A 24,538-nucleotide genomic window follows, 5' to 3' on the forward strand; every position below is an offset into this window, starting at 1 on the left:
TTTTGCATGTGATTAACCGTACAGATTTATAGCAAAACCATATCATCACGATGGATAACCACACTCGATGCTTTGTAACCAAGTGCCGATGCAATATCTAAACTATGACAACCTTTAATGGTATCGAGCTCTCGCTCCGAAAATCCACATAATCCTTTTGCTATCACTTGTCCTTGGCTGTCAGTCACGGTGATTAGATCTCCCCGAACAAAGCTGCCTGATACGCCTACCACGCCTTTGGCTAATAAGCTGGCACCTTGGCGTGCAATAGCTAGGCATGCACCGTTATCAATAATCACGGTACCAGTGGATTTTGGTGCCGATAATAACCACTTTTTCCGCCCCTCTAGCGGTGCGTCAAAACGCATGAACGTCGTGCTGAGTGCTTCTTTGCTCATGATTTTTAGAACAATATCCGCTTCACTCCCCTTTGCTATCACAGTTTCGATCCCCGCGCGCTGTGCGATATCTGCCGCTTGTAACTTGGTTGCCATACCACCGGTTCCAAGTGATGTGCCACTGTCACCGGCTAACGCTCTCAACTCATCATCAATTTTATGGACCTGAGCAATTAACTCGGCCTGCGGATTTGTGCGAGGATCGGCGGTGAACAGCCCTACTTGGTCAGTTAACAATACCAGTTTGTTAGCATTCGCTAAGATGGCGACCATGGCAGATAGATTGTCATTGTCTCCTACTTTTATTTCGCTGGTTGCAACCGCGTCATTTTCGTTGATGATAGGAATGACTTGGTGTTTTAATAATTGCGTCAACGTATCTCTGGCTGTTAAATAACGCTCCCTATGTTCCACATCCGCACGGGTTAACAACATTTGTGCCACTGGAATATCATAAAGTGCGAACAAACTCTGCCACAGGTGAATTAACTGCCCTTGACCGATGGCCGCCAACATTTGTTTCTCTGAGATTGAATCACCCACCGGTTGGGCTAGCTGAGAGCGACCCGCAGCGACTGCGCCACTTGATACCAATACAATTTGATGACCTTGCTGCTTGAGCGTTGCACATTGTCGCACCAGTTCCACCATACGGGGTTTGTTGAGGTGAATATCACCCGCTGTGAGCACACTAGTTCCTAATTTTATGACGATTGTTTGCTGCCCCATAATCCCACTCTCAGAAATAAAAAATCAGTTATATCAGAGCCGGGCAAAGGCACAAGCAAATTTTGTTCATAAAGACACAAAGTGCTAGAATCGCGCGCTAAACAACGGTTGTCACTCATCCATAGAATGCGTGTTCAATCATTGAACAAAGTCATGTTCACCATCAACAATGTGAGTGCAAATCACTGTCATAGTGGCAAGTAGGAGATTGATTAATGAAAACACACTCGAAACGAAAAGAGCTCATCATGTTGCCGCTACTACTGATCACCATAGTGTTATGTATAGGTGGGCACTATATTTTACAACCGAATTATCAAGACAGTTCTATCGCTGAATATGCACTGGCTGCTCTACCGTTTTTAATGTTTGCGGTGGTGCTTGTCGCCATTAAACTGGCGATTAAGGCCGACAAGCAAGAAGACGAGTGATCATTATAAAATGTGATAGCCAAACCAATCAGGTGTTATAGGCTGGCTTTTACCACTTGGAGTAAGGGCAATAAAATACTGTTGGTCCACTAAATCTATCGCAAAACAGTCATCTACATCATGTAGGTTGTCTTTATGTAGATGACTCATACCGCTGAGCAAACCTGCTTTAGCCTTTTCTTTTGCTTCATATTCACTTTGTGCCACAAACAAGGCAAAGTCATGTTGTTCCGCTAAGCGCTCTGGAACATAAGCCCCCAGATTCACAAAGTACAGTTTTTGCTGTTGCTTTGGTTGCTCAGTCACTAGGCTGACCTCATAACCATCCGCATGTTCGATAACAGCGTATGAATCCATATGAACGGCCGATTTATCGCCAACCCACTGCGCTTTTAGCTTTTGATAGCAATCTTCAATCTTTTCCCCAACAACAAAACGCACATCGTGCATCTCGATATGGCAACCCGCTACGCGACCACCCAAGTAAACCATAAATAACTTCATTCCAGTCCCTTAATGTAGAACAAAAACCAATAATATCATTATTTTGAGTCAAAGCTAAAACTACGCTAAGGTGGGTTACAAAAATAACAATCGACATGGACTAAGCCTATGAAACTTTTAGTAAGCCTGAGTGTTTTGCTTTGTAGCCTGATGGTACAGGCCAAAACAACCATGATCCACAATGTCCAAGGCTACACACCGACCAAACAAGGATCCGTAGAGTCATTTTCAGTATTGGTGTTTAAAGATGGCAAGGTTATCAAAACAGGAGATGACAATACCCTAAAGCAGTTTCCAAACGCGGTGAGAATAGACGGTAAAGGAAAAACACTGCTGCCAGGGCTTGTAGATGCACATGGTCATATCATCGGCCTTGGAAATAACCTGATGCGACTTGATGTACGCGGCAGCAAAACGGTTGCTGAAGTAGGTAAGCGTCTTCGCGAATACGCAAAGCAAGCACCCGAGGGCTGGATATTAGGTCGAGGCTGGGATCAAACGTTGTGGCCAGAAAAAGAGTTTCCAACCGCAGCGGATCTAGACCGTTATGTTAAAGATCGCCCTGTTGTGCTCACCCGCGTCGATGGTCACGCGATTTGGGTTAACTCTAAGGCGATGCAACTTGCGGGTATCAATACGCAAACTCAAGCCCCTGCTGGCGGTGAAATTTTACGTCTAGCAAAAAATAAACCCAGTGGCATATTCATCGACAAAGCGGAACAGCTGGTCAATACACACATTCCTCCTATGAGTGACGAGCAAAGACAACGGGCCCTGAATAAGGCGGGTGAACATCTATTGGGTTTGGGGATCACCTCTGCACATGATGCGGGTATCGCGTATAAAACATGGCAACTATACCAACAGCGTGCTGAGCAACACACACTCCCTATTCGTATTTACGCAATGCTCAGCGCGGCCGACCCGCACTTAGCAAAGATGTTAGGGCAAGGCGTCATTAAAGATAAAGATGATTTTCTGTCTATTCGTAGTGTGAAAATCTATGCAGATGGTGCATTAGGCAGTCGTGGCGCAGCATTGCTAGATGACTACCATGATAGAGCTGGTTATCAAGGTTTGATGCTGGAAACGCAAAACCAGCTTGAAAACCTGTTGAAGCAAAGTTTCTCCAGTGGTTATAGCGCTCATACTCACGCCATTGGTGATAGAGCAAACCGTATCGTGCTCGATAGCTATGAGAAAATATTCAAACAAGTGGGCGGTAAACTACTGCGTAACCGCATTGAGCACGCACAAATTGTTCACCCAGACGATATCCCACGCTTTAAAGCACTAGCCATTATCCCTTCAATGCAGCCTATTCATGCAACCTCGGATATGCATATGGCCGAACAGCGCTTAGACGAACAGCAATTACGAGGTGCCTACGCGTGGCAAACATTCTTAAAACAGGGCAGTAAAATAGCGGCAGGTTCCGACTTTCCGGTTGAGCTTGCCAACCCATTTCATGGTCTCCATGCTGCGATCACACGTATGTCGCGCACAAATCAGCCGGAAGGGGGATGGCGTGCTGCCGAGCGATTAAATAGAGAGCAAGCACTACGCGCATTTACACTTGATGCGGCTTACGCTGCATTTCAAGAATATAAACTAGGTAGTTTAGAGCAAGGTAAATGGGCAGACTTTATTTTACTGGATCAAGATTACTTCAAAGTGCCTATATCGCAAATAGATGATATTCAGGTTTTACAGACTTGGCTGGCAGGTAGCTTAGTGTATCAACGCTAAGCTAAAAGTGACATCGGGCTTAGCATGCCCGATGTAGCTTATACAAGTGATATAGATTGACCACTGCTAAAAGGCCATTTGTAAAAGCAACTGGCCACGCCTCAATCATCACACCATAAACGGTAAAACATACACACCCGGTTAGGTTAAACCAACGCAATTTAACCACATTACTCATCATTAACGAGATAACCAAAAAAACAGAGGCAATATAGCCTAAATATTCCCAAGTCATTTGTTCTCTCCGGTCAGTTGAGTTAGCATAGTGGGTCGCGTAGTAACAATGTGTGTAAGATTAAGCCTAGAAGAAAAAAGCTAACCCACAAACCCCTTGAATTAGTACCCTAGTAAGCTCTAACACGGGATGGGGGCTAAACGAGGAAAACCTCAATAGCAGGTGTGAGTTAGCGTAAAAGCAATGTCTTCATGCTATCTTTATTCAATATTAATAAATAGGACAAATGTCCGAAGAGCCATCTAGATGTTTCAATATCATTTTTCGACGAACTTAGTGGAACAATTGCTTAGCTTTGCGGGCAACGCTTTTGTACACAACAAAAAAGACGTATTAATCCATCAAGACGAACCTTTAACTAAGCTAATTTTAGTCAGAAGTGGCACCGTATCATTTAGCTATGATGTGGGTAATGGCCGCCGTTTGCTGCTAGGGCAGCTGGATTGTAATAATACCTTGATCGGTGAAATTGAAGCCCTAAACAACCAACCTTGTATCTATACGGTCACTTGTTTAAGCGATGTACAATATAACCTAATTGAGCTGAAACATTGGCGCCAACTGTTACTTGATCAACCCGAATTAAGTTTATATACCGCACAAACCATTGCGGCAAAGTTTGCTGAGAACCAAAAAATCAACCTCGACAAATTGCTATTACCGCTTAGCTACAATATTGCTAAAGACTGTTTGTTACGCGCAGAAAACAACAACCCTACCCTACTTCGCGCTTATCCTACGGTTAATGCGGAAGCTGAGCGCTTTGCCACAACCGAGCGTGCCTATCGACGTGTAGTGACTGAGTTAGTAGATAAAGGTTTGATTATCAGAAGTAGTGAAGGCCTAAAACCTGTAGATTTGGATGCGTTGGAAGAGTTTGTAGACAGCTTTGCACAGATTTAATGGCTTGCCATTCGGCAAGCCATATATTTGGCTTACTTAAACAAATCCTGAATGTTGCTCAAGTCAGACTTGCCTTCAATAATTTCATCTGGTGTTAGGCCTGAAAGCTCATGTGGAAACACCAGCCACTCATCTGATTCGTGAATAAAGTAATCAGGTTTCATCGGCACTTTCGTATTTTTTGGCTTGTAGTATGGACAAGCAACGCGAATATCTTTTGGTAAATTGAGACGCATCAACTCCGCCAGCTTTTCTTTAAGCGCATAGATGCTACGGCCTGAGTCAAAAACATCATCCACTATCAGCAGTGAGTCACCCGCATTCGCGTTTTCTATGATGTAGTGAAGCCCATGTACTTTAATTTCTTTCGATTGCTTACCAATGCCGTAATAGGATGACGTGCGTACCGCGATATGATCGGTTTCTATTCCTTTGTAGTCGTAGTACTCTTGTACCGCTATACCAATGGGTGCACCACCACGCCAAATACCAATAATAAAATCAGGACGAAACCCATCTTCATAGACTTGCGCTGCAACGCGAAATGAATCTTCCAATAGTTGCTGTGCAGTGATATAGCACTTATCTGACATACAAAAAACCCCGTGAGAACCAAATAATATCGTGTGTTATCTGCTGCGAGCCAGTTACCTTAAGGGTATAAACCAGTTAACGCAGCTTAAGTAATAACCGCTTATTTTAGCGTAGATAAATAAAAAATGCTTGTGTTGATGTATTGGCTAATGAAAAGATAATGCGCAATTGCATCTAAACGCATATGAATGGCGTACAGCGCAGACATGACAGGCCCCAAATAAGGCTTTTTGGCGTTTAACACACTATAAAAATCAATTAACTGACTCTATTTATCGGTATTGATGATAACGTCGCTCTATTATGAGATTGTTGTTTAAGGAATTAATATGGCTGAATTAAAGGATAGAATCGTACACGAAGAAGAGCTGATCCATAGGCGACTTGGTTGGATGCTTGCTTTTCAAGGTTTTTTATTTGCTTCTTACTCTAAAGTGTTTTCAGGAAGCTTAACACTAGATGCTCAGCTTGCAATAGTCTTGCCGGCGGTTGGTCTGGCCAGCGCCCTGTTGACCCTGTCGGGCATCGCAGGTGCATACATCAGTATTGGTGCCGAACGAAACAAACAGCAAGCACAGCAGCCTTCTGCACCTGCTTCACAAGTAACTGATTTTGGTGCCGGTGGCTGGGCTAAATATTTGGGCAGACTCAACGCATTTGGCCTACCTGTAATTCTCTCAAGCGCTTGGTTATACTTACTGTGGTTTTGACAATGAAAAAATTTTAACGTGGAGCAAACTCGCTTTGCTCCACTTCATTGACGACAAAATGCTTTTTATATCGAATCATCATGTTTTGCAATGCATTAAAGCGCTCATCAATGTATTTAATAGGCGTATATCTACCACCATCCCGTAGTGAGTTTTGCCGCTCGGCTCGCTGCTTTGCCAATTGTGAAGAGCATTGAATGTAATGGATGCGCAGCTCATATCCATATTGATTTACAATGACTTTGTAAAGTTCCAAATGCTGCTTAGGTGTAGAGCTATGCTCAAATACAATATTACACTTCATTTCCAACGCCCTCTGTAGCAACTCATAGCCAAGCACCCTGGCCACCAGCTCACATTTATGGAACGCCAGCTCGCTATCTACCTGCAACAGGTTTTGATAATAGGATAGCTCTTTCATCAGCGCATCAAACGAAATAAGCAGATAACCTAAAAAGTCACCTTTTTTGCTTTGAATAAATGAGCTTTTTCCAGAAAAAGGAATACCTGATACAACCTCAAACATTGGAGTTTTTTGTTTGTGTTGGGTTTGTAGCTTTGCACAAATGAGAGCCTCAATTTCAGCTTCAGCTTGCCTATATGGCCAGTCTTGCTCACTAATATCGAGGTGTTCAAAAACCCGCGCTATGTCATTAAACTGGTAGCCTGTAATGCTGTACACAACTTGGTTTATCGAAAGCATTTCTCTGCCCTAAACATCCTGATGTCCTCAGCTAATGTAGCATAAACAAAATAATTGAAACAGCAGATAACCACAGCATAGGTTAAAGCGGATACTAAACATATCATTTAGTTACAGGCATAAAAAAACCCCAGCCAAACGGCTAGGGTTATAAAAAGTGGTACCAGTGGGCGGACTTGAACCGCCACGCCCGAAGGCAACGGATTTTGAATCCGTCATGTCTACCAATTCCATCACACTGGCATAATTTTTCTTTCATCTTCTAAAACAAGAGAAAATAAAGAAAAACCACTTTGAGCTAGGGCTTTGTTTATATTGCCTTCGTCTCTATGCTTTGCATTATACAAACATCGCTTAACTCGGCAAGCAATTTTTTTATTTACGCATGTTAACTGCTTGGTATTTGTACAAAGCGGGTAGAAAACTAGCATTTATAATGATTTCGCCATTACGCTTGCCTTTGTGTAAAATACACCACAAATTAATTGAGTTTGATCTAGCTAAGAGTCTGTCTATGTCTGAGTTCCCTAAAGCCGGTTTTTTTCGCCGATTAGCATCGCTAATTTATGATGGCTTGGTTGTGATTGCATTCGCAATGCTAACAACTGTGCTTTACCTACTTATCATTCAAGGGTTTATCTCAGCCGACCTACTTCGGCTCGGAGCGCACCCCGACGTGTCAGCATATATTCAAGCGTCACCGTTGCTATACGGCATTCGAGCTACCCTGCTTGTCTTGGTGAGCGTGTTATTTTTTGCTTATTTCTGGACTAAAAGCGGCCAAACGATCGGTATGAGAGCCTGGCGCTTACGCGTAGAAACAGACTCTGGAAAACCGCTGTCTTGGCCTGTGGCAATGTTACGTAGCCTGTGTGCTTTGTGTGGTTTAGGAAATTTGTTGGTTTTAGTGGATTTAAAACACAAACGCGCTCTACAAGATCTTATCTGCAAAACACGTGTAGTCGTACTAAGTAAAGAAGAAAACAAGAAAGTCTACAACAGCTTAGACTGACGTGATACAGCCCAGGTGCAAGAGAATTTGCATTTGGGCTGAATAATTTATTGCTGACGCTTCAAAAGGTAACTGGCGATACCAATAAACAACACGCTTGGCATCATCGCCCCCATTACTGCGGGCACATCATAAACCATTACAATAGGGCCAAAAATTTCATTACTTAAATGAAATGCAAGTCCTGTTACCACCCCCATAATTATTCTTGCTCCCATGCTCACAGAACGTAGTGGGCCAAAAATAAATGACAGTGCCACCAGCAACATCACAGCTATCGTTAAGGGTTGCATGACTTTACGCCAGAGCGCTAAATCATAACTACTGGTATCTTGATCGTTTTGCTCTAAATAGGATAAATATGACCATATCCCCCGAAATGATAAGGACTCAGGATCAATAGACACAACATCAAGTTTTTCAGCGGTTAGTTGAGAGTTGTATATTTGCGACTCGCGATAAAATGTATTGATCCTATCTTCACTGATAATGACTTCTTCAATACCACTAAATATCCAACCCTGAGGCACACTTCGTCCGCGTTCCACTCGCATGACCTTGGTTAGCTCTAACGCATCGTTGAAGTAATATATATTGACGTCTTTTAGCTCCCCAGACTGTTCAATATTTCCGATATTAATAAAGTTATTACCATCTTTGGCCCACACACCTTTTTGTGCATTAAACACCTCACCACCAAAAATAGCGTTGTTTCGTAGCTGTTTAGCAGCCTTTTCAGCTTGTGGAACGCCCCACTCTCCGAGCGCCATCATACACAACGCCAAAACTATGGCAGTTTTCATTACCGAACCAATGATTTGCAACCGCGACATACCCGCAGCCTGCATGACAACCAATTCACTACTGGAGGCTAAGGCACCCAGTCCGGTTAAACCACCTATCAATGCCGCCATAGGAAAAAATACCACGATGTCTCCTGGCATACTGTAAACGGTGTATAACATCGCATCCAACATATCGTAGCTACCGCGGCCAACCGATTTTAGCTGCTCTATGTATTTAATCAGCGTATTGATGCCAACAAATACCAACAGGGCAAACCCTGTGGTTTGCATAATACTACGACCCAAATACCAATCTAATGTTTTCATCATGCTACAGACGCTCGCTTATTAAAGATTGAGCGTACCCAAACGCCAAATGGACGCCCTTTAGCAATTAAGTAAGCGCCAATAAATAACACACTTAAGTGGATCCACCATAAGCCGACTGCAGAAGGGATTTTTCCTTCTGCGACCAAGAATTTACCCGCGTTCAATAAAATGAAATATCCCAAGTACAAGCTTATTGCAGGCACCAGTTTAGCAAATTTACCTTGCCTTGGATTAACCACACTCAATGGCACAGCCAATAACGTCAACAGAATAATTGAGATTGGCACCGACAGACGTAACTGAAATTGTGCAGCAGCTTGCGGAGTATCCATTTCTAGCAACTGTAAGGTTGGGATAGCTTCAAGCTTGCGACGCTGATGTTCTATCACCTGCTCACGAATTTGCACCTGATAGCTTGCAAATTCAGTCTTATTTAACGCCTGACTCAAGCCATCTGTTTCATAGCGTTTGCCATCGTTAAGTACCAATTGTTGCTCGCCACTTTCTTGCTCCAACACGCGTCCTTTTTGCGCATATACGATACGTGCGGCTTGGTTAGAATCTTTGTTTGGCAACTGCGCCACAAAAACTTTGTCTAATTCTTTACCCTGATCAATGATGTTATGAACAAACACCACCGCTTTTTCATTACCCGTTTGTTGGAAGCGCCCCGCCCTGAGCGTAGATAACCCCGACTCAGCTTCTGCTTGTTCTTTAAGCTGATATTCCTTTTCCGAGGCCCATGGGGCGACATACAAACTCACCGCCCCAGCTAAAATCGCAAAGCAGACACTTGAAACCAAAGTCACACGGACAACATACCACTCACTGACGCCACAGGCTCTAAGTACCGTCATTTCGCTATCTGCATATACTCTGCTATAAGCCAATATGATCCCCAAAAACAAGCTCAACGGCAGAATATAGACTGCCAACTGGGGGAGTTTAAGCATTAATACCGAAGCCACTAATTTTGCTGGAAGGTCGCCATCTGATGCGTCACTTAAGATCCGAACAAACTTTTGTGACAGGAAAATCGTCATCAACGTGAGAAACACGGCGATCTGCGATTTCAATACCTCAGCAGTTAAATAACGAAAAATTAGCAATGTTTGCCCCTATAAAACTTCGTGTTTCACTGGAATAGTGGGAGATTTTGAGTAAACTGGTTATTTTAGTCAGTTTATTATATGCCATCAAATTAAATTATTATACCAACACGCCAGAGATAATCGCGCATTTATGGTATGGATAATCACATTGGCATAAAGTTCAAAAAGACATAACTTTCAGACTCAGGAGTCGCAATGGAATTCAGCGTAAAAAGTGGCAGCCCAGAGAAACAGCGCAGTGCCTGCATCGTCGTCGGTGTATACGAGCCTCGCCGTTTATCTCCGATCGGTGAACAGCTGGATAAGATCAGTGATGGTTACATCTCAAATTTATTGCGTCGTGGTGATTTAGAAGGCAAACCCGGGCAAGTATTATTATTACATCATGTACCAAACGTGCTCAGTGAGCGAGTATTGTTAGTGGGCTGTGGTAAAGAACGTGAGCTTGATGATAAACAATATAAGCAAATTATTTCAAAAACGATCAATACCTTAAATGATACAGGCTCAATGGAAGCTGTCTGCTTTCTCACGGAGCAACATGTCAAAGGACGCGACACATATTGGAAGGTGCGCCAAGCGGTTGAAACAACTCAAGACTGTTTGTACACCTTCAATCAGCTTAAAAGTAAAAAGGTCGACCCTCGCCGCCCACTACGTAAAATTGTTTTCAATGTACCAACAAGGCGAGAACTTACCATTGGTGAAACTGCAATCGAGCATGGTTTGGCGATTGCGTCAGGTGCCAAGCAGTGTAAAGACGTTGCCAACATGCCACCGAATATCTGCAATCCTCGCTATTTAGGTGAACAAGCCAAATCGCTCGAAGAGTTTGCCAATGTCTCTGTGAACTTAGTCGGTGAACAAGAGATGGAAGAGTTAGGGATGCACTCTTATCTAGCGGTTGGTCGCGGTAGTGCGAATGAGTCCATGATGTCGGTTATTCACTATAACGGTGGCACTGAAGATCAAGCACCTATCGTATTTGTAGGAAAAGGCTTAACCTTTGATTCAGGTGGTATTTCACTCAAACCGGGTGAAGGCATGGATGAGATGAAATATGATATGGGCGGCGCTGCAGGCGTGCTAGGCTTAATGCGAGCTCTGGTTGAAATGCAACTACCCATCAACGTCATCGGTGTACTCGCTGGGTGCGAAAATATGCCAGGTTCTAATGCGTATCGCCCAGGAGATATTCTTACTACCATGTCAGGTCAAACCGTCGAGGTGCTGAACACTGATGCTGAAGGCCGTTTGGTTTTGTGTGACGCACTCACTTATGTTGAAGCCTTCGAACCAGAAACGGTCATTGATGTTGCTACTTTGACAGGCGCCTGCATCACCGCCCTTGGTGCCCATGCGACTGGCTTATTATCTAGCCATAACCCACTTGCACACGATCTGTTAAAAGCGGGTGAGCAAAGTGGTGATCGCGCATGGCAACTGCCACTGTGGGATGATTACCAAGAGCAACTTGAAAGCCCATTTGCTGATTTCACCAACTTAGGTGGACGCGCTGCTGGGACTATCACCGCAGCATGTTTCTTATCTAAGTTCACTAAAAAGTATAATTGGGCACATTTAGATATTGCAGGCACCGCTTGGCGCAGTGGCAAAAACAAAGGCGCAACAGGTAGGCCTGTTCCAATGTTAATGCAATACTTGCTCAACCGAGTGAATGCCACCGACATACAACAAGATTAACCCTACTGCGGCGATTGATGGCATGGGGTTTCTGTGTCAAAATGCGGCTTTATTTTGAACGCTGAGTTTTGCCTGTAGTAATACAGAATAACCGCCCATAATGAAGTCGATGCCATGACCATCAATGCACGCTTTTATGTGTTAAAGCATGATAATGAGCCGGACGCTAAACTACCGGCTCATTTTGATCTAGCTGCTCGAGCGGCAGCCAAGCAATATAGAGCGGGTCAACGCATATTTATTTATGTTGATTCAGTTGAAGATGCCCATGCGATCGATGAGCACTTATGGTGTTTTGAAGCCGACAGCTTTGTGCCGCACAATCTACAAGGGGAAGGCCCAAAAGGAGGTGCCCCTGTTGAGATTGGGCAAACACCTCCGGTTGGTCGTCGCACTGTGCTGATCAATCTGGCCACAAAGTTACCCGACTTTATTCGTCGCTTTGCTCAGGTATATGATTTTGTACCTGCCGAGCCACAAGCAACCCAAGCGGCACGAGAACGGTTTAAGCACTTACGTCAACTTGGCGCCAGTATTTCAACCAAAGAAATTGAAAATTAAAGTATTTATTAAGGTTCTGTGAAATGGATAAAACCTATAATCCACAAGATATAGAACAGTCTTTATATCAAGACTGGGAAGAAAATGGCTATTTCAAGCCATCAGGTAAAGGCGATGCATATTCGATCATGATCCCGCCGCCCAATGTCACAGGTAGCCTACATATGGGACATGCCTTCCAAGACACCATCATGGATACTTTGATTCGCTACAAGCGTATGCAAGGTAACAATACTTTATGGCAAGTAGGCACCGACCACGCAGGTATTGCAACACAAATGGTTGTCGAGCGTAAACTTGCTGCCGAAGAAGGTAAAACGCGTCACGACTTAGGCCGTGATGCATTCATTGATAAAATCTGGCAGTGGAAAGCTCAATCAGGTGGCACCATTACTAAGCAGTTGCGCCGCTTAGGTGCCTCTGTGGATTGGGATCGTGAACGCTTTACGATGGATGATGGTCTATCAGAAGCCGTAAAAGAAGTTTTTGTTCGCCTGCACAAAGAAGACCTCATTTATCGCGGTAAGCGCTTAGTTAACTGGGATCCTAAACTGCACACTGCCATTTCAGACCTTGAAGTAGAAAATAAAGATAAACAAGGTCATATGTGGAATCTGCGCTACCCTCTTGCTGATGGCGCAAAAACGCTTGATGGTAAAGACTACATCGTGGTTGCCACAACGCGTCCCGAAACCATGCTGGGTGATACGGGCGTTGCTGTAAACCCTGATGATGAGCGTTATCAGCACTTAGTGGGTAAAGAAGTACTATTACCTATCGTTAACCGCCGCATTCCCATCGTTGCTGATGAGCACGCTGATATGGAAAAAGGCACAGGTTGCGTAAAAATTACACCTGCTCATGATTTCAATGATAACGAAGTGGGCAAACGCCATCAGTTACCAATGATCAATGTGTTTAATAAAGACGCAGCAATACTCACAACTGGCGAAACATACACTTTTGATGGTAAAGCGCTTGAGTTAGACGCACCAATTCCAGAGCGCTTCCACGGCTTAGATCGTTTTGATGCGCGTAAGCTCGTTGTTGAAGAATTCGAACAAGCAGGTTTACTCGAAAAGATTGATGATCATAGCCTAACAGTTCCTTATGGTGACCGCTCTGGCGTTGTTATTGAGCCATTGCTGACTGATCAGTGGTATGTGCGTGTGGCACCGCTTGCAAAAGTGGCAACCGAAGCGGTTGAAAACGGTGAAATTCAATTCGTGCCTAAGCAGTATGAAAACATGTATTTCTCTTGGATGCGTGACGTACAAGACTGGTGTATTTCTCGCCAGCTTTGGTGGGGACACCGCATTCCAGCATGGTACGATGCACAAGGCAACGTGTTTGTTGGCCGTGATGAAGCAGAAGTTCGCCGTGAAAACAACATCGCAGATGATGTAGCGCTGACACAGGATGAGGACGTACTTGATACCTGGTTCTCATCTGCACTGTGGACTTTCTCAACGCTAGGCTGGCCACAGAACACCGATGATCTTCGTGTATTCCACCCATCTGATACGCTTGTAACTGGCTTTGATATCATTTTCTTCTGGGTTGCCCGTATGATCATGATGACCATGCACTTCATCAAAGATGAAAATGGCAAGCCGCAAGTACCATTTAAAACCGTGTATGTGACGGGCCTTATTCGTGACGAAAACGGCGACAAAATGTCAAAGTCTAAAGGTAACGTGTTAGACCCGCTTGATATGATCGATGGTATCGACCTTGAGAGCCTTGTTGAAAAGCGTACCGGCAACATGATGCAGCCACAGCTGGCTAAAAAAATCGAAAAGAATACACGTAAAACGTTTGTCGAAGGTATTGAGCCTCACGGTACTGATGCGTTGCGATTCACGCTGGCAGCCATGGCGTCAACGGGTCGTGACATCAACTGGGATATGAACCGTTTAGAAGGTTACCGCAACTTCTGTAACAAACTTTGGAATGCAAGTCGCTACGTGTTGATGAACACAGAAGAACAAGACTGTGGATTCAATGACAGTGAAAAAGCTTATTCACTTGCTGATCGCTGGATTTTGGGGCAATTCCAAAATACCGTTAAAACATTTACTGAGCACCTTGATAATTACCGTTTTGACCTTGCCGCAAATACCATCTACGAATTCACTTGGAACCAATTCTGTGACTGGTACTTGGAGCTGACCAAACCGATTCTATTTAAAGGCAGCGAAGTACAACAACGTGGTACTCGCCACACGCTGATCACAGTACTAGAAGGCCTACTGCGCCTGATGCACCCATTGATGCCTTACATTACTGAAACCATTTGGCGTCGTGTTGCGCCACTTGCTGGTATTGATGCAAAGACCATCATGTTAGAAAGCTTCCCTATGTACGATGCAAGCCTAGTGGATGAAACTGCAATGGCCGACCTTGAGTGGGTGAAACAATTTATTCTAGCCATCAGAAACATCCGTGGTGAGATGGATATCAGCCCGAATAAACCACTGAATGTATTGCTCGCTAAAGCGGGTGAGCAAGATTTACGTCGTCTGGAAGACAACAAAGCGTTCTTGAGCTCACTGGCTAAGTTAGAAACATTTACTGTGCTTGATAATGCCAATGAGGCACCAGCATCAGCCACCGCGTTTATCGGGAACTTAGAAATCCTAATCCCAATGGCGGGTCTGATTGATGTGGATGCTGAACTAGCACGTATCGCGAAGCAGCTTGAGAAAGCAGAAAAAGGCCTAGAGCAAGTAGAGAAAAAGCTTGCTAATGAGAAGTTTGTTAACAACGCACCTGAGGCTGTATTGGCCAAAGAGAAAGAAAAGTTAGCAGAGTTCTCTGATGCAAAAGCCAAGCTGCTTGAGCAAAAGGCAAAAATCGAAAGTCTGTAATCGCATTTACACAGATGAAAACGCGGGCCTTGCCCGCGTTTTTTGTTTCTATAATAGGTTTAATCTGTTAGCATCCCGATTTTCAAAGGAAATCATATGAAAACTCGTCAGGTGCTCTTAGCATTACTGCTGTGTGCTTCGCATAATGTAGCGGCACAAAGTAGTTGGTCTGCAGGAATGGGCTTATTTGAATACGGTGGACACGTTGGAGCCAAGTACCAGACACAGATAAGCGAAAACCACTTCGCTAGTGCTTCTTTTGGCATTATTGGCTATGCGCTAGGTTATGAGTATAAAGTCAACGAGCAACTCAGCGTTGGTGTAACACTTGGTCAACAGGTTGGATACGCAGAAGATGGTTATATTGTCACAAAGCTAAATTATCACTTCAATGGCTTTGATAACTCAGGCTTTGTAATTGGTGCCAGTCTGGGAGTACAAGAGGATGATGGTGACTGTTTGGTACTGTGTCCAAGAAAAGATACTAACTCACTAGAAGGCACAGCTGGTATTCATATCGGCTACAAATTCTAATTTTCGGATAGGGTATTCAATACCCTATCCTACATGGATTTTTAACTTAAAAACTCATGTTGTACTGCAAACCAGCAACCGTTGCATGGCCTTTAGATTCAAAACCCCAAGCCTGCCCTAAGTTATCAGTTTCTACAAAGTTTTGTGTCTTACCACGTAAAATACTCACACCTAAATCCACTGAGCTGGTTTTTGATAGTTGATATTCGGCACCAAATGAATACCAAAGTCTATCCGTATCTGGGATAGAAATTGACATATGATATGGGTCCGCTGGAGACTCATCATAAGCAATACCCACACGCAGCTTCAAAGATTCATTGTATTGGTGATCGGCCCCTACGGAATAACGCAGTGAGTTTGAGAAGTTCTCATCTTTGCTAAATACCACGCCACGCCCATCAACTTGTGCTTCTAACGTTTTAAAGCTAGACCAACCAGTCCACAACACACTGTAATGAAGCGCACTGTGCTCGCTTACTTGATGGCTGCCCGAAAGCTCAGCTATAGCAGGTAAGGTTAATTCTAACGATCCCGGTAACGAAGTGCCGGCAGTACCGTAAAAAGGTGCTCCCGCTGGTAGCTGATTGCTAAACTCACCATCAAATACGATCTTAGTCTCGCTACGGTAGTTAAAACCAAAACGACTATCTTGATCTAGCTGATAGCTCAGTCCTATATTCCAGCCATAACCCTGATCGTCCCCTTCTAAATGCACCGCTTGTGTTTGCGCAGGCACAGGTAACATAGATGCACCAAAGTTACGGATCACTTTAGCATCGGCATACACGTGGTTAACACCAAATGCCACCGTCAGATCAGGTGATACCTTGTATGCCGCACTTAGGTTAGTATTTACCGTCACAATTTCGGTTTCACCCGCCAATTGACCTGCTGCATAATCCGCCGCAAACTCAGTTGCTAAACCAAACTGTGAGTAGACGCCCACACCTACAAACCAGTCGTTTGAGATCGGCTGTAGATAATACGCAGCAGGCACTATAGCACTTGGCGCAATACTGCTTTCATCTAGCAGTGCTTCGTCCATACCATTATTCGTAGAGGTGCCTGTTAGACTAACATCTGGCTCCACAAACATCGCAGCAACCGACAGCTGAGCACTATCAAACTGGCTCATTAATGCTGGGTTACGAGCTACAACAGAAGCATCATCAGCAACTGAGGCTTCTCCCGCATACGCGCGACCCAAGCCCGATACACTCTGCTCAGCCAATTGAAATGCTGCCGCAAAAGCGCCTGAAGAAACACACATCAAACTTGATGCTAATATCGTTTTTTTAAATAAAGACATTTATAAATCCCACGTGTACATTCACATTTTTAAAACGCTGACACACTACCTAAATCTCAGAAAAAAAGCTGCATTTTCGAGACAATACTCTATTCAAACGAACAAATTTACATCGATGCTTGTTTATTAATCGCTTCTTTTGTTCCCACACAACCAAATGATATTGATTACCATTTGCATTGACGTGAGTTATAAAATTACTTACACTTGATTCACAGCTGCCAATTAAGGAATAAAGAAGATGCTGCTAATGATATTGTTTGCGCTGTTCTTTTCGGGACTAAGCGTTTACTTTTGGAACAAAGCAACATTCTGCGCATGCCATCACTCAGGACAATGCGACAACCCTATTAGCCTCTACTGGCTTGGCTGTATTCTTTTCTCATTGTGCTCATTGGTGTTTTGTTGCTTGGCTCTACATAGCCATAAGGGAACGCTGGTATGGTTGGTATTGACCACATGCTGCTTAATTGGCGCAACACTACTTACTGGCTTGTCTAAACGATTACGCTACAATGAGGCTAAACTAGGAGGTGATCTTTTAACAAACGAGATAAGTTGATTTGATAGTCAAGCGGGCTAATGCTGGCGATGACTTTAATATCATGATCTTCCGCACTCAAGTCAAGCTCTTTGGCAGTAATATGATGCATATGCTTGGTATTGTAAAACACCCGCACTTTTGGTGATGTAGGAGCGTGTTGATTCCCCTCTAAAACAAGCGCTAATCGTTCATTGGTCAGCTTTACGATTGACCCCACAGGATGAACACCTAAACACTTGATAAAACGTTGTACTAACTCAGGGTCAAATTGCTCTTTATTTGATAGTAAGTGCCTGAGCGCATGTACGGGCTCTTCGCCTTGTTGATAAGGCCTTTCTGACGTCATTGCATCGTACACATCAACAATGGCCATCATGCGTGCTGCTTTACTTATTTTATTGCCTTGCAAACCACGCGGATACCCTGAACCATCAACTCGTTCATGATGATTCACTATCATATCCATAATAAGCGGTGTGATCCCAGCCTCGCCTTTGACCAAACCCAATGAATGTACCACATGCTTTTTAACCGCTTTGAACTCCATTTCGTTCAGCTTGTCTCGTTTATTGACTAAACCCTGAGGTAGGCGAGCGTGTCCAACGTCATGCAGCATCGCTCCCATGGCAAGTTGCTCAATAGTCGCCTGCTTAACACCCAAATATTTCGCAAACACACTGATCAAAATCGCGCAGTTAACCATGTGACGCCAATTATACCCCTCCCTATCTTGCAAGCGCGTTAAGATAGTCATTGCATTACTGTTTCTCAGGACGGACTCAACAATCTCTTTACTGACTTGATTGATTAAACCAACATCGACTTTCATACCTGATGTGATGTCACCGTAAAGAACCTGAATTTTCCGGTTATGCATGTCAAAAGCTTGGCTGGCTATCAAAAATTCTTTTTCGAGAGAGTTTGTCTCACTGTCCTGATCTGGCTTTTTGTTTGAGCGCGCTTTTGCCTCTTCTTGGTGTTGGCCTCTGCGTCTCCTTCTTTGCTTAGCCTCTATAAACTTAGATTCAGGTGTATTACGTTCGACGGTTTCTTCATTGATCTGGTATTTTTCTGGAACGGCTATTTCGCTCAGTGAGAAATCGATATTCAGCTCTAAAACACCTTCATCGAGCAAACGACTAATGATCCCCTGATCACGAACTAAACCTCTGGATTTAATTTTCACACCCGCATCTGAACGCTGCTTGTGAACACTATCCACAAACATGCCTGGTTTGAGTTCCGAAATAGGGAGTGTGACTCGCATAACTGGATTCAATCAAGATAAATACAACAAGTACGATTAATAGCACTTTTCGGTATAAATAGTCTATATTTCATTCATTAAATAATGATTAACTATTAGAAGTTGACTAAAGAATGGCACTAAAACAGAGGTTTTGAAGGTGCCAACGGTATTTGGCACCTTGATAGACTAGAATGGCTTATAAAGTCACTTATTCTTGAAAATAAGTTCCCCAGCCATCATATTCAACATTGTGTTCCTGAGCGAGTGCGACCAACTTATCTACATCTTCCATAATGACGTCAGCGTCTAATTCCACTTCGACAACAATATCAAATCCCCAGATTTTGCTGCCATCTTCTAACTCAAGTTCAGCTGGGTCTTCCACATCATAGCCTAGCTTAAATGCAGCCAATGCAGCATTTTCCAATTTTTTGAAGTCTTCACACACAAAATGATGCTCTACTTCGTACAGCTTATCAGTCGCGGAGCCATCTTCTAAAAGCGAATCAACAATGTCTTCACTTATTTCGCGCCAGTTTTCCATTCTTCTCTCTCACTTTTTCATCAAGCAAGGCAATACGCTGTGCCATCAATGCATGTATTGCCTGAGCATGTTCACGAGCGCTGATTTGTTCATCTAAATAAACCGGCGCTAAAATATCAATATAGATTGTACCATTGTCCCAACGGTTTAGTTTAATACTATTATGTGTGCTGTTCATACACACCGGAACAACCGGAACCTGTGCATTCAATGCAGTGTGAAAGGCCCCTGTTTTAAATGGCAATAAGCCACGCCCATAGCTTCGCGTTCCTTCTGGAAACATCCAAAGTGACAAGCCTTTGCTTTTGATCTTTGCAGCTGATTTGCCCAAAGTACCTACCGCTTTAGAGCGGTTGCTACGATTGATGAGAATATTACCAGATAGCCAATATAGCTGACCAAAAAATGGGATCCACTTTAAGCTTTTCTTACCCATACTCACTGTTTTTTCTGGCACGACTGCTGGTAAAGTAAACAGGTCATAGTTATTTTGATGGTTAGCTACATACACCGCAGGCCCTATATCTACACTATCTGGATGCCTCGATACGGTCAACTTAACGCCTATCACCTTAGACATTTTACCAAACCAGCTCGCGATGGTGTGTACATTATTGGGATGAAATGGACGAACGATGCATAATAATAGCCCTAGGATACAGCTAAAGATAATAAACAACGCCATCGCTACGATACGTAATACTGCCAACAAAATTGTGTCTCCTCATTTTCGAAGGCGCATTATAATCAATATAGCGAACACTTGTAAGCTCAAATATCGGATTACTTTATCCACAAAAATGAAAAAGCCGCTAACGAGTAGCGGCTTTTTTAAATTCAATAAATTAATCAACTCATTGCAAGTTGCAGCTTTTTCATTGCTGACTTCTCTAGCTGACGTACACGCTCAGCAGATACATTGTATTTCTCAGCTAAGTCTTGCAATGTTGCTTTTTCATCCGCTAACCAACGGGCGCTTACGATATCCTGAGAACGCTCATCCAGAGTTTTAAGTGCAGAAAACAAACGGTTTTCCGATTGCTCTTGCCACTGTTCCTGCTCAATGACTTCAGCTAAATCGCTGTTTGAGTCTGTTAGGTACTGGACTGGTGAGTAGCTGCTTGCTGGAGAGTCGTCATTGTCATCTTGAGTCAAGTCAAAACCCATGTCTTGTCCACTCATACGAGATTCCATTTCACGGACTTCTTTTTCACTGACCCCCAACTCGTTAGCAACTGTAGTCACTTCTTCTTGGTTAAACCAGCCAAGACGCTTTTTGTTTTTACGAAGGTTAAAGAACAATTTACGCTGTGCTTTAGTTGTAGCAACTTTCACTATGCGCCAGTTTTTTAGCACATACTCATGAATTTCTGCTTTGATCCAGTGCACTGCAAATGAAACAAGTCTTACACCTACCTCAGGGTTAAAACGTTTAACAGCCTTCATCAGACCAATATTACCCTCTTGGATAAGGTCTGCTTGAGGCAGGCCATAACCCGCGTAACTTTTTGCAATGTGGGCAACAAAGCGAAGGTGAGAAACGATAAGCTTTTTAGCAGCTTCCAAATCACCTTCTTGTTGAAGGCGAGTGGCCAACACTTTTTCTTGCTCAGCATCAAGCATAGGAATAGCACTCACAGTTTGTAAGTAACCATCTAAGCTTGCGCTTTGTTGTCCAGCTGTTAGTGCTAATGCATATATATCTTTACTCATTTTTCACCTCAGTGATAAATATTTCAGTCCATTTTAGCACTCTTTAAGCAAGAGTGCTAATGTGTATATAATACTTTTTATAAAGAAAATGCAAGTATTTTCTTCATTCTTTTCCTAAAGAAACTAAACAATTGATTTAAATAGGATAAAAAAATAGATTTAGGAAGGTAGGCTTACCTGCTCAACGGCAGCATAACTAGTTTTTATGAATTAATTATGACTAGACACAAGCACTTGAATAACATCGTATTGGCACTCAAGTGCTAATTTTTGCAGTCTATACCTTATCAGGTTCAATGTCTTTAATGTAACGATGCACTGATAGGAATGATCCGCCAAAGCCCAACATAACCGCCAACAGCAATAACGTCAGTAGTTCATTGCCGTTGAGACCTTGTAGAACAAATGAACTTTGGTATACACCTGCAACCATAGAAACTGCGGATTCCAGCCACCACAACATCATAGCAACACTCATAAATGCGACCAAGCCACCGACAATGCCATACCATATCCCAGTCCAGATAAATGGGGTATGAATAAAGGTGTTAGTCGCACCGACAAGTTTAAGCACTTGGATCTCTTCCTTCTTATCCATAATAGATAAACGTATGGTATTACCGATAATTAAGATCACCGCACTGAGCAGCAGCAATGCGATCGTTACAACACTTTCTTTGAGTAAACTTAACAAAGCGTTGAGACGCTCTAGCCACTCTATATCCAGTTTGCCAAACTCAACTTCTCTTTCACCTTCTAATTTGTCTAGCAATTGCTGCGCGGCTTGTGGTTTGCGATAACGGCTGGTTGGAGTAACAAGCACCACATTAGGCAGCGGGTTTTCTTCGAGATAGTCTAACGCCTGACCGAACCCCGACACACGCTTGAACTCTTCCAGTGCCTTCGATTTGGAAATCAGTTTAACGTCATCCACTTCCGGATAAAGCGCTAAACGTTTAACCAAAGTCTGAGTTTGTTGTTCAGTCATTGAATCTTTTACAAATAAGGAGATTTCGGCGGCATCACTAAAGCCACTGCTTACCTGTTGTACGTTTTTAACAACAATGTACAAAGTAGCAGGTAGGGTAAGACTTAGCCCCAGCACCAAAATAGTCATCAATGACGCCATCGGTGTACGCCACATTTCTCCTAACGAATTGATGCCTTGGCGAAACACAGTCAATACAAAAAAGTAGCACCTCATAATCCAAGATTTACTTTGGCTGCTAGTTTGTGCTTCTCTGCCTTTGAAAAGTAAACTCATCGCTATTCCTCCATCAATGGATCTTGGCTTAAACGGCCATGATTCAAAGTCAAACTACGGTATTTCATTCGTGCAATGAGTCCCAAGTCATGGGTCGCGATGAGTACTGCTGTGCCGTGACGATTAAAATCTTCGAACAAACGCAGTATTTCCATCGACAGTTCAGGGTCTAAGTTACCAGTTGGTTCATCAGCCAAAAGTAATGGAGGGGAATTAACGATAGCACGGGCAATACCAACACGTTGTTGCTCCCCGCCTGATAACGTACTTGGTTGACATCGAACTTTATCAAGCAGCCCGACTTTATCTAACGCCGCATGAACTCGCTTCGCAATGTGCTTGTGGTGCATTCCTTCAATCACCAGTGGCAGCGCTACATTGTCAAATACATTGTAACGTTCAAGTAAGCGGTGATTTTGAAAAATGATACCAATATCTCTGCGTACAAAAGGGATTTGACGATTACTAACCCCATTTAAGTCAACCCCATTAATAGACACACGTCCAGCAGAGGGTCGTTCCATAACGCTGATCAACTTTAATAAGGTACTTTTACCCGCACCACTGTGGCCTGTCAAAAAGGCGAGCTCACCATTGCCCAGCTCAAAGCTGACTTTCTCCAAAGCTCGATGACCACCTGGGTACGTTTTACTGACTTGGTCAAATTTGATCATGTTAGGCCTGCTTATAATTGTGTTTTAGACCAAAGAAAGGGAGCACTCTGTCTCCCCATATCTTACTTTACGCTTAATCGTTGCTAAATAATGCTTCGATAAAGTCATCGCTTTTAAATGTGCGCAAATCATCTATCCCTTCGCCCACACCAATATAGCGAATAGGCACTTGGAACTTGTCGGCAACAGCGAAGATAACCCCACCCTTTGCGGTGCCATCTAACTTAGTCAAAGTAATACCTGTCAAACCTACTGCTTGGTTGAATAGGTTAACTTGGCTGATAGCATTTTGACCTGTACCAGCATCAATTGTCAGCATGACCTCATGTGGCGCATCAGGGTCAAGCTTTTTCATAACACGAGCGATTTTTTCCAGCTCTTGCATTAAGTTGTCTTTGTTTTGTAGACGACCAGCGGTATCTGCTATCAATACATCGATGTTGCGAGCCTGTGAAGCTTGAAACGCGTCAAACACTACAGAGGCACTGTCAGCGCCTGTGTGCTGTGCAACGACAGGGATATCATTACGCTCTCCCCATACTTGTAATTGTTCTACAGCTGCCGCACGAAAAGTATCACCTGCTGCCAACATAACAGATTTACCCTGTTGCTGAAATTGCTTGGCCATTTTACCAATGGTAGTGGTTTTACCTACACCATTAACGCCCACCATTAAAATCACAAATGGTTTTTTATCCTTTGGGATCTCCAGCGGCTGCTCAGCTTCTTTGAGCAGTTCGGCCATTTCTTGCTTCATTAATTCGTATAGTGCATCACCATCTTTTAGCTGTTTGCGATCGGCTGCATCGGTTAGGTTGTCGATGAGCTTCATGGTGGTATCAACACCCAAGTCAGCCGTTAATAACTGTGTTTCTAGTTCTTCGAATAACTCATCGTCAATCTTCTTGCCTTTGAAGATTGACGCAATACCAGATCCTAGGTTTACTTTGGTTTTCAGTAATCCTTTTTTTAGTCTAGAGAAAAAGCCTTCTTTCTTTGGCTTATCATCCAAAGCAGCCTTTTCCGCCTGTGCTTTGGCTTCTGCTGCTAGGCGTTGACGCTCTGCTTCTTCTGCTGCCGCCTTTTCCGCCTGTGCTTTGGCTTCGGCTTCATCTGCGAGTCGTTGACGCTCAGCTTCTTCTGCTGCCGATTTTTCAGCCTGTGCTTTGGCTTCGGCTTCTGCTGCTAGGCGCTGACGCTCAGCTTCTTCTGCTGCTGCTTTTTCAGCCTGTGCTTTGGCTTGGGCTTCTGCTGCGAGCCGTTGACGCCCTGCTTCTTCTGCTGCCGCCTTTTCTGCCTGTGCTTTGGCTTCGGCTTCATCTGCGAGGCGCTGACGCTCTGCTTCTTCTGCTGCCGCCTTTTCCGCCTGTGCTT

24 protein-coding genes and 1 tRNA gene are annotated in these 24,538 nt (G+C 43.6%); 9 read left to right on the top strand and 16 right to left on the bottom strand.

Annotated features, from left to right (window positions below; genetic code table 11):
- Positions 1 to 26 precede the first annotated feature (26 nt).
- Entirely contained in the window at positions 27 to 1,130 is a 1,104-nt protein-coding gene (gene proB / locus BET10_RS11585; RefSeq protein ID WP_170829142.1) for a glutamate 5-kinase, read from the bottom strand.
- A gap of 212 nt (positions 1,131 to 1,342) precedes the next feature.
- Between proB and BET10_RS11590 the strand changes: the two genes are divergently transcribed.
- Positions 1,343 to 1,558 (top strand): hypothetical protein, encoded by a 216-nt coding sequence (locus BET10_RS11590; RefSeq protein ID WP_070985744.1) that lies wholly within the window; start codon positions 1,343 to 1,345, stop codon positions 1,556 to 1,558.
- Positions 1,559 to 1,561: 3 nt separating this feature from the next.
- On the opposite strand, the gene BET10_RS11595 is transcribed toward BET10_RS11590, so the two are convergent.
- Entirely contained in the window at positions 1,562 to 2,062 is a 501-nt protein-coding gene (locus BET10_RS11595; protein ID WP_070985745.1) for a DUF1543 domain-containing protein, read from the bottom strand.
- A gap of 108 nt (positions 2,063 to 2,170) precedes the next feature.
- Here BET10_RS11595 and BET10_RS11600 point away from each other — a divergent pair, with 108 nt between their 5' ends.
- Positions 2,171 to 3,811, top strand: coding sequence for an amidohydrolase (locus tag BET10_RS11600; RefSeq protein WP_070985746.1), 1,641 nt, complete (start codon positions 2,171 to 2,173; stop codon positions 3,809 to 3,811).
- Positions 3,812 to 3,830: 19 nt separating this feature from the next.
- On the opposite strand, the gene BET10_RS11605 is transcribed toward BET10_RS11600, so the two are convergent.
- Positions 3,831 to 4,046, bottom strand: a complete 216-nt coding sequence (locus tag BET10_RS11605) for a YgjV family protein (RefSeq protein WP_070985747.1) — start codon at positions 4,044 to 4,046, stop codon at positions 3,831 to 3,833.
- A 246-nt stretch (positions 4,047 to 4,292) separates the two neighbouring features.
- Here BET10_RS11605 and BET10_RS11610 point away from each other — a divergent pair, with 246 nt between their 5' ends.
- Positions 4,293 to 4,949, top strand: a complete 657-nt coding sequence (locus BET10_RS11610) for a Crp/Fnr family transcriptional regulator (RefSeq protein WP_070985748.1) — start codon at positions 4,293 to 4,295, stop codon at positions 4,947 to 4,949.
- Positions 4,950 to 4,981: 32 nt separating this feature from the next.
- On the opposite strand, the gene BET10_RS11615 is transcribed toward BET10_RS11610, so the two are convergent.
- A complete protein-coding gene (locus BET10_RS11615; RefSeq protein WP_070985749.1) occupies positions 4,982 to 5,542 on the bottom strand; it encodes a phosphoribosyltransferase in 561 nt (186 codons plus the stop codon).
- A 330-nt stretch (positions 5,543 to 5,872) separates the two neighbouring features.
- Between BET10_RS11615 and BET10_RS11620 the strand changes: the two genes are divergently transcribed.
- Positions 5,873 to 6,253, top strand: coding sequence for a hypothetical protein (locus tag BET10_RS11620; RefSeq protein ID WP_070985750.1), 381 nt, complete (start codon positions 5,873 to 5,875; stop codon positions 6,251 to 6,253).
- Positions 6,254 to 6,266: 13 nt separating this feature from the next.
- Here the strand turns inward: BET10_RS11620 and BET10_RS11625 are convergent, their stop codons facing one another.
- Together BET10_RS11625 and BET10_RS11630 are read right to left on the bottom strand one after the other, a co-directional pair.
- A complete protein-coding gene (locus BET10_RS11625) occupies positions 6,267 to 6,956 on the bottom strand; it encodes a zeta toxin family protein (protein ID WP_070985751.1) in 690 nt (229 codons plus the stop codon).
- Between the two features lie 158 nt (positions 6,957 to 7,114).
- A tRNA-Leu gene (locus BET10_RS11630) sits at positions 7,115 to 7,199 on the bottom strand.
- Between the two features lie 271 nt (positions 7,200 to 7,470).
- Here BET10_RS11630 and BET10_RS11635 point away from each other — a divergent pair.
- Positions 7,471 to 7,968: an RDD family protein gene (locus BET10_RS11635; protein ID WP_070985752.1), complete on the top strand. Its 498-nt coding sequence runs from the start codon at positions 7,471 to 7,473 to the stop codon at positions 7,966 to 7,968.
- A gap of 47 nt (positions 7,969 to 8,015) precedes the next feature.
- Here BET10_RS11635 and lptG read toward each other — a convergent pair whose 3' ends face one another.
- A complete protein-coding gene (gene lptG, locus BET10_RS11640; protein WP_070985753.1) occupies positions 8,016 to 9,083 on the bottom strand; it encodes an LPS export ABC transporter permease LptG in 1,068 nt (355 codons plus the stop codon).
- The gene (lptF, locus tag BET10_RS11645; protein WP_070985754.1) at positions 9,080 to 10,192 is read right to left on the bottom strand and encodes an LPS export ABC transporter permease LptF; all 1,113 of its coding nucleotides are present in this window, start codon (positions 10,190 to 10,192) and stop codon (positions 9,080 to 9,082) included. The genes lptG and lptF overlap by 4 nt, the downstream gene beginning before the upstream one ends.
- 198 nt (positions 10,193 to 10,390) lie before the next feature.
- Here lptF and pepA point away from each other — a divergent pair, with 198 nt between their 5' ends.
- The 4 genes from pepA to BET10_RS11665 all read left to right on the top strand — a co-directional run bounded on the left by pepA (position 10,391) and on the right by BET10_RS11665 (position 15,864).
- Positions 10,391 to 11,899, top strand: coding sequence for a leucyl aminopeptidase (gene pepA / locus BET10_RS11650; protein ID WP_070985755.1), 1,509 nt, complete (start codon positions 10,391 to 10,393; stop codon positions 11,897 to 11,899).
- Positions 11,900 to 12,013: 114 nt separating this feature from the next.
- Complete coding sequence (locus BET10_RS11655) at positions 12,014 to 12,460, top strand: DNA polymerase III subunit chi (RefSeq protein ID WP_070985756.1); 447 nt, start codon at positions 12,014 to 12,016, stop codon at positions 12,458 to 12,460.
- 23 nt (positions 12,461 to 12,483) lie between these two features.
- Positions 12,484 to 15,330 (top strand): valine--tRNA ligase, encoded by a 2,847-nt coding sequence (locus BET10_RS11660; RefSeq protein WP_070985757.1) that lies wholly within the window; start codon positions 12,484 to 12,486, stop codon positions 15,328 to 15,330.
- 96 nt (positions 15,331 to 15,426) lie between these two features.
- Complete coding sequence (locus BET10_RS11665) at positions 15,427 to 15,864, top strand: hypothetical protein (protein WP_070985758.1); 438 nt, start codon at positions 15,427 to 15,429, stop codon at positions 15,862 to 15,864.
- 46 nt (positions 15,865 to 15,910) lie between these two features.
- On the opposite strand, the gene BET10_RS11670 is transcribed toward BET10_RS11665, so the two are convergent.
- The 8 genes from BET10_RS11670 to ftsY all read right to left on the bottom strand — a co-directional run.
- A complete protein-coding gene (locus BET10_RS11670) occupies positions 15,911 to 17,176 on the bottom strand; it encodes an outer membrane protein transport protein (protein WP_070985759.1) in 1,266 nt (421 codons plus the stop codon).
- A gap of 521 nt (positions 17,177 to 17,697) precedes the next feature.
- Positions 17,698 to 18,987 (bottom strand): cyclic di-GMP phosphodiesterase, encoded by a 1,290-nt coding sequence (locus BET10_RS11675; RefSeq protein WP_070985760.1) that lies wholly within the window; start codon positions 18,985 to 18,987, stop codon positions 17,698 to 17,700.
- A gap of 190 nt (positions 18,988 to 19,177) precedes the next feature.
- On the bottom strand, positions 19,178 to 19,513 hold the full coding sequence (gene rraB / locus BET10_RS11680; protein WP_070985761.1) for a ribonuclease E inhibitor RraB: 336 nt from the start codon (positions 19,511 to 19,513) through the stop codon (positions 19,178 to 19,180).
- Positions 19,488 to 20,225, bottom strand: a complete 738-nt coding sequence (locus BET10_RS11685; protein WP_070985762.1) for a 1-acylglycerol-3-phosphate O-acyltransferase — start codon at positions 20,223 to 20,225, stop codon at positions 19,488 to 19,490. The genes rraB and BET10_RS11685 overlap by 26 nt, the downstream gene beginning before the upstream one ends.
- Positions 20,226 to 20,362: 137 nt before the next feature.
- A complete protein-coding gene (rpoH, locus tag BET10_RS11690) occupies positions 20,363 to 21,226 on the bottom strand; it encodes an RNA polymerase sigma factor RpoH (RefSeq protein WP_070985763.1) in 864 nt (287 codons plus the stop codon).
- 277 nt (positions 21,227 to 21,503) lie between these two features.
- Positions 21,504 to 22,490, bottom strand: coding sequence for a permease-like cell division protein FtsX (gene ftsX, locus BET10_RS11695; protein ID WP_070985764.1), 987 nt, complete (start codon positions 22,488 to 22,490; stop codon positions 21,504 to 21,506).
- Positions 22,491 to 22,492: 2 nt separating this feature from the next.
- Positions 22,493 to 23,164, bottom strand: coding sequence for a cell division ATP-binding protein FtsE (ftsE, locus tag BET10_RS11700; protein ID WP_070985765.1), 672 nt, complete (start codon positions 23,162 to 23,164; stop codon positions 22,493 to 22,495).
- 73 nt (positions 23,165 to 23,237) lie between these two features.
- Positions 23,238 to 24,538, bottom strand: a 1,301-nt coding sequence (gene ftsY / locus BET10_RS21160; protein WP_240503682.1) for a signal recognition particle-docking protein FtsY, incomplete at its 5' end; no start/stop codon positions are given.

Origin of the sequence: Pseudoalteromonas amylolytica (genome assembly GCF_001854605.1) — a bacterium.
GTDB lineage: Bacteria > Pseudomonadota > Gammaproteobacteria > Enterobacterales > Alteromonadaceae > Pseudoalteromonas > Pseudoalteromonas amylolytica.

Bases quoted from the DNA above. Each gene is read 5' to 3' on its own strand.
- BET10_RS11590 (WP_070985744.1), top strand. From the start codon at position 1,343: ATGAAAACACACTCGAAACGAAAAGAGCTCATCATGTTGCCGCTACTA.
- BET10_RS11595 (WP_070985745.1), bottom strand. From the start codon at position 2,062: ATGAAGTTATTTATGGTTTACTTGGGTGGTCGCGTAGCGGGTTGCCAT.
- BET10_RS11600 (WP_070985746.1), top strand. From the start codon at position 2,171: ATGAAACTTTTAGTAAGCCTGAGTGTTTTGCTTTGTAGCCTGATGGTA.
- BET10_RS11605 (WP_070985747.1), bottom strand. From the start codon at position 4,046: ATGACTTGGGAATATTTAGGCTATATTGCCTCTGTTTTTTTGGTTATC.
- BET10_RS11610 (WP_070985748.1), top strand. From the start codon at position 4,293: ATGTTTCAATATCATTTTTCGACGAACTTAGTGGAACAATTGCTTAGC.
- BET10_RS11615 (WP_070985749.1), bottom strand. From the start codon at position 5,542: ATGTCAGATAAGTGCTATATCACTGCACAGCAACTATTGGAAGATTCA.
- BET10_RS11620 (WP_070985750.1), top strand. From the start codon at position 5,873: ATGGCTGAATTAAAGGATAGAATCGTACACGAAGAAGAGCTGATCCAT.
- BET10_RS11625 (WP_070985751.1), bottom strand. From the start codon at position 6,956: ATGCTTTCGATAAACCAAGTTGTGTACAGCATTACAGGCTACCAGTTT.
- BET10_RS11635 (WP_070985752.1), top strand. From the start codon at position 7,471: ATGTCTGAGTTCCCTAAAGCCGGTTTTTTTCGCCGATTAGCATCGCTA.
- lptG (WP_070985753.1), bottom strand. From the start codon at position 9,083: ATGATGAAAACATTAGATTGGTATTTGGGTCGTAGTATTATGCAAACC.
- pepA (WP_070985755.1), top strand. From the start codon at position 10,391: ATGGAATTCAGCGTAAAAAGTGGCAGCCCAGAGAAACAGCGCAGTGCC.
- BET10_RS11655 (WP_070985756.1), top strand. From the start codon at position 12,014: ATGACCATCAATGCACGCTTTTATGTGTTAAAGCATGATAATGAGCCG.
- BET10_RS11660 (WP_070985757.1), top strand. From the start codon at position 12,484: ATGGATAAAACCTATAATCCACAAGATATAGAACAGTCTTTATATCAA.
- BET10_RS11665 (WP_070985758.1), top strand. From the start codon at position 15,427: ATGAAAACTCGTCAGGTGCTCTTAGCATTACTGCTGTGTGCTTCGCAT.
- BET10_RS11670 (WP_070985759.1), bottom strand. From the start codon at position 17,176: ATGTCTTTATTTAAAAAAACGATATTAGCATCAAGTTTGATGTGTGTT.
- BET10_RS11675 (WP_070985760.1), bottom strand. From the start codon at position 18,987: ATGCGAGTCACACTCCCTATTTCGGAACTCAAACCAGGCATGTTTGTG.
- rraB (WP_070985761.1), bottom strand. From the start codon at position 19,513: ATGGAAAACTGGCGCGAAATAAGTGAAGACATTGTTGATTCGCTTTTA.
- rpoH (WP_070985763.1), bottom strand. From the start codon at position 21,226: ATGAGTAAAGATATATATGCATTAGCACTAACAGCTGGACAACAAAGC.
- ftsX (WP_070985764.1), bottom strand. From the start codon at position 22,490: ATGAGTTTACTTTTCAAAGGCAGAGAAGCACAAACTAGCAGCCAAAGT.
- ftsE (WP_070985765.1), bottom strand. From the start codon at position 23,164: ATGATCAAATTTGACCAAGTCAGTAAAACGTACCCAGGTGGTCATCGA.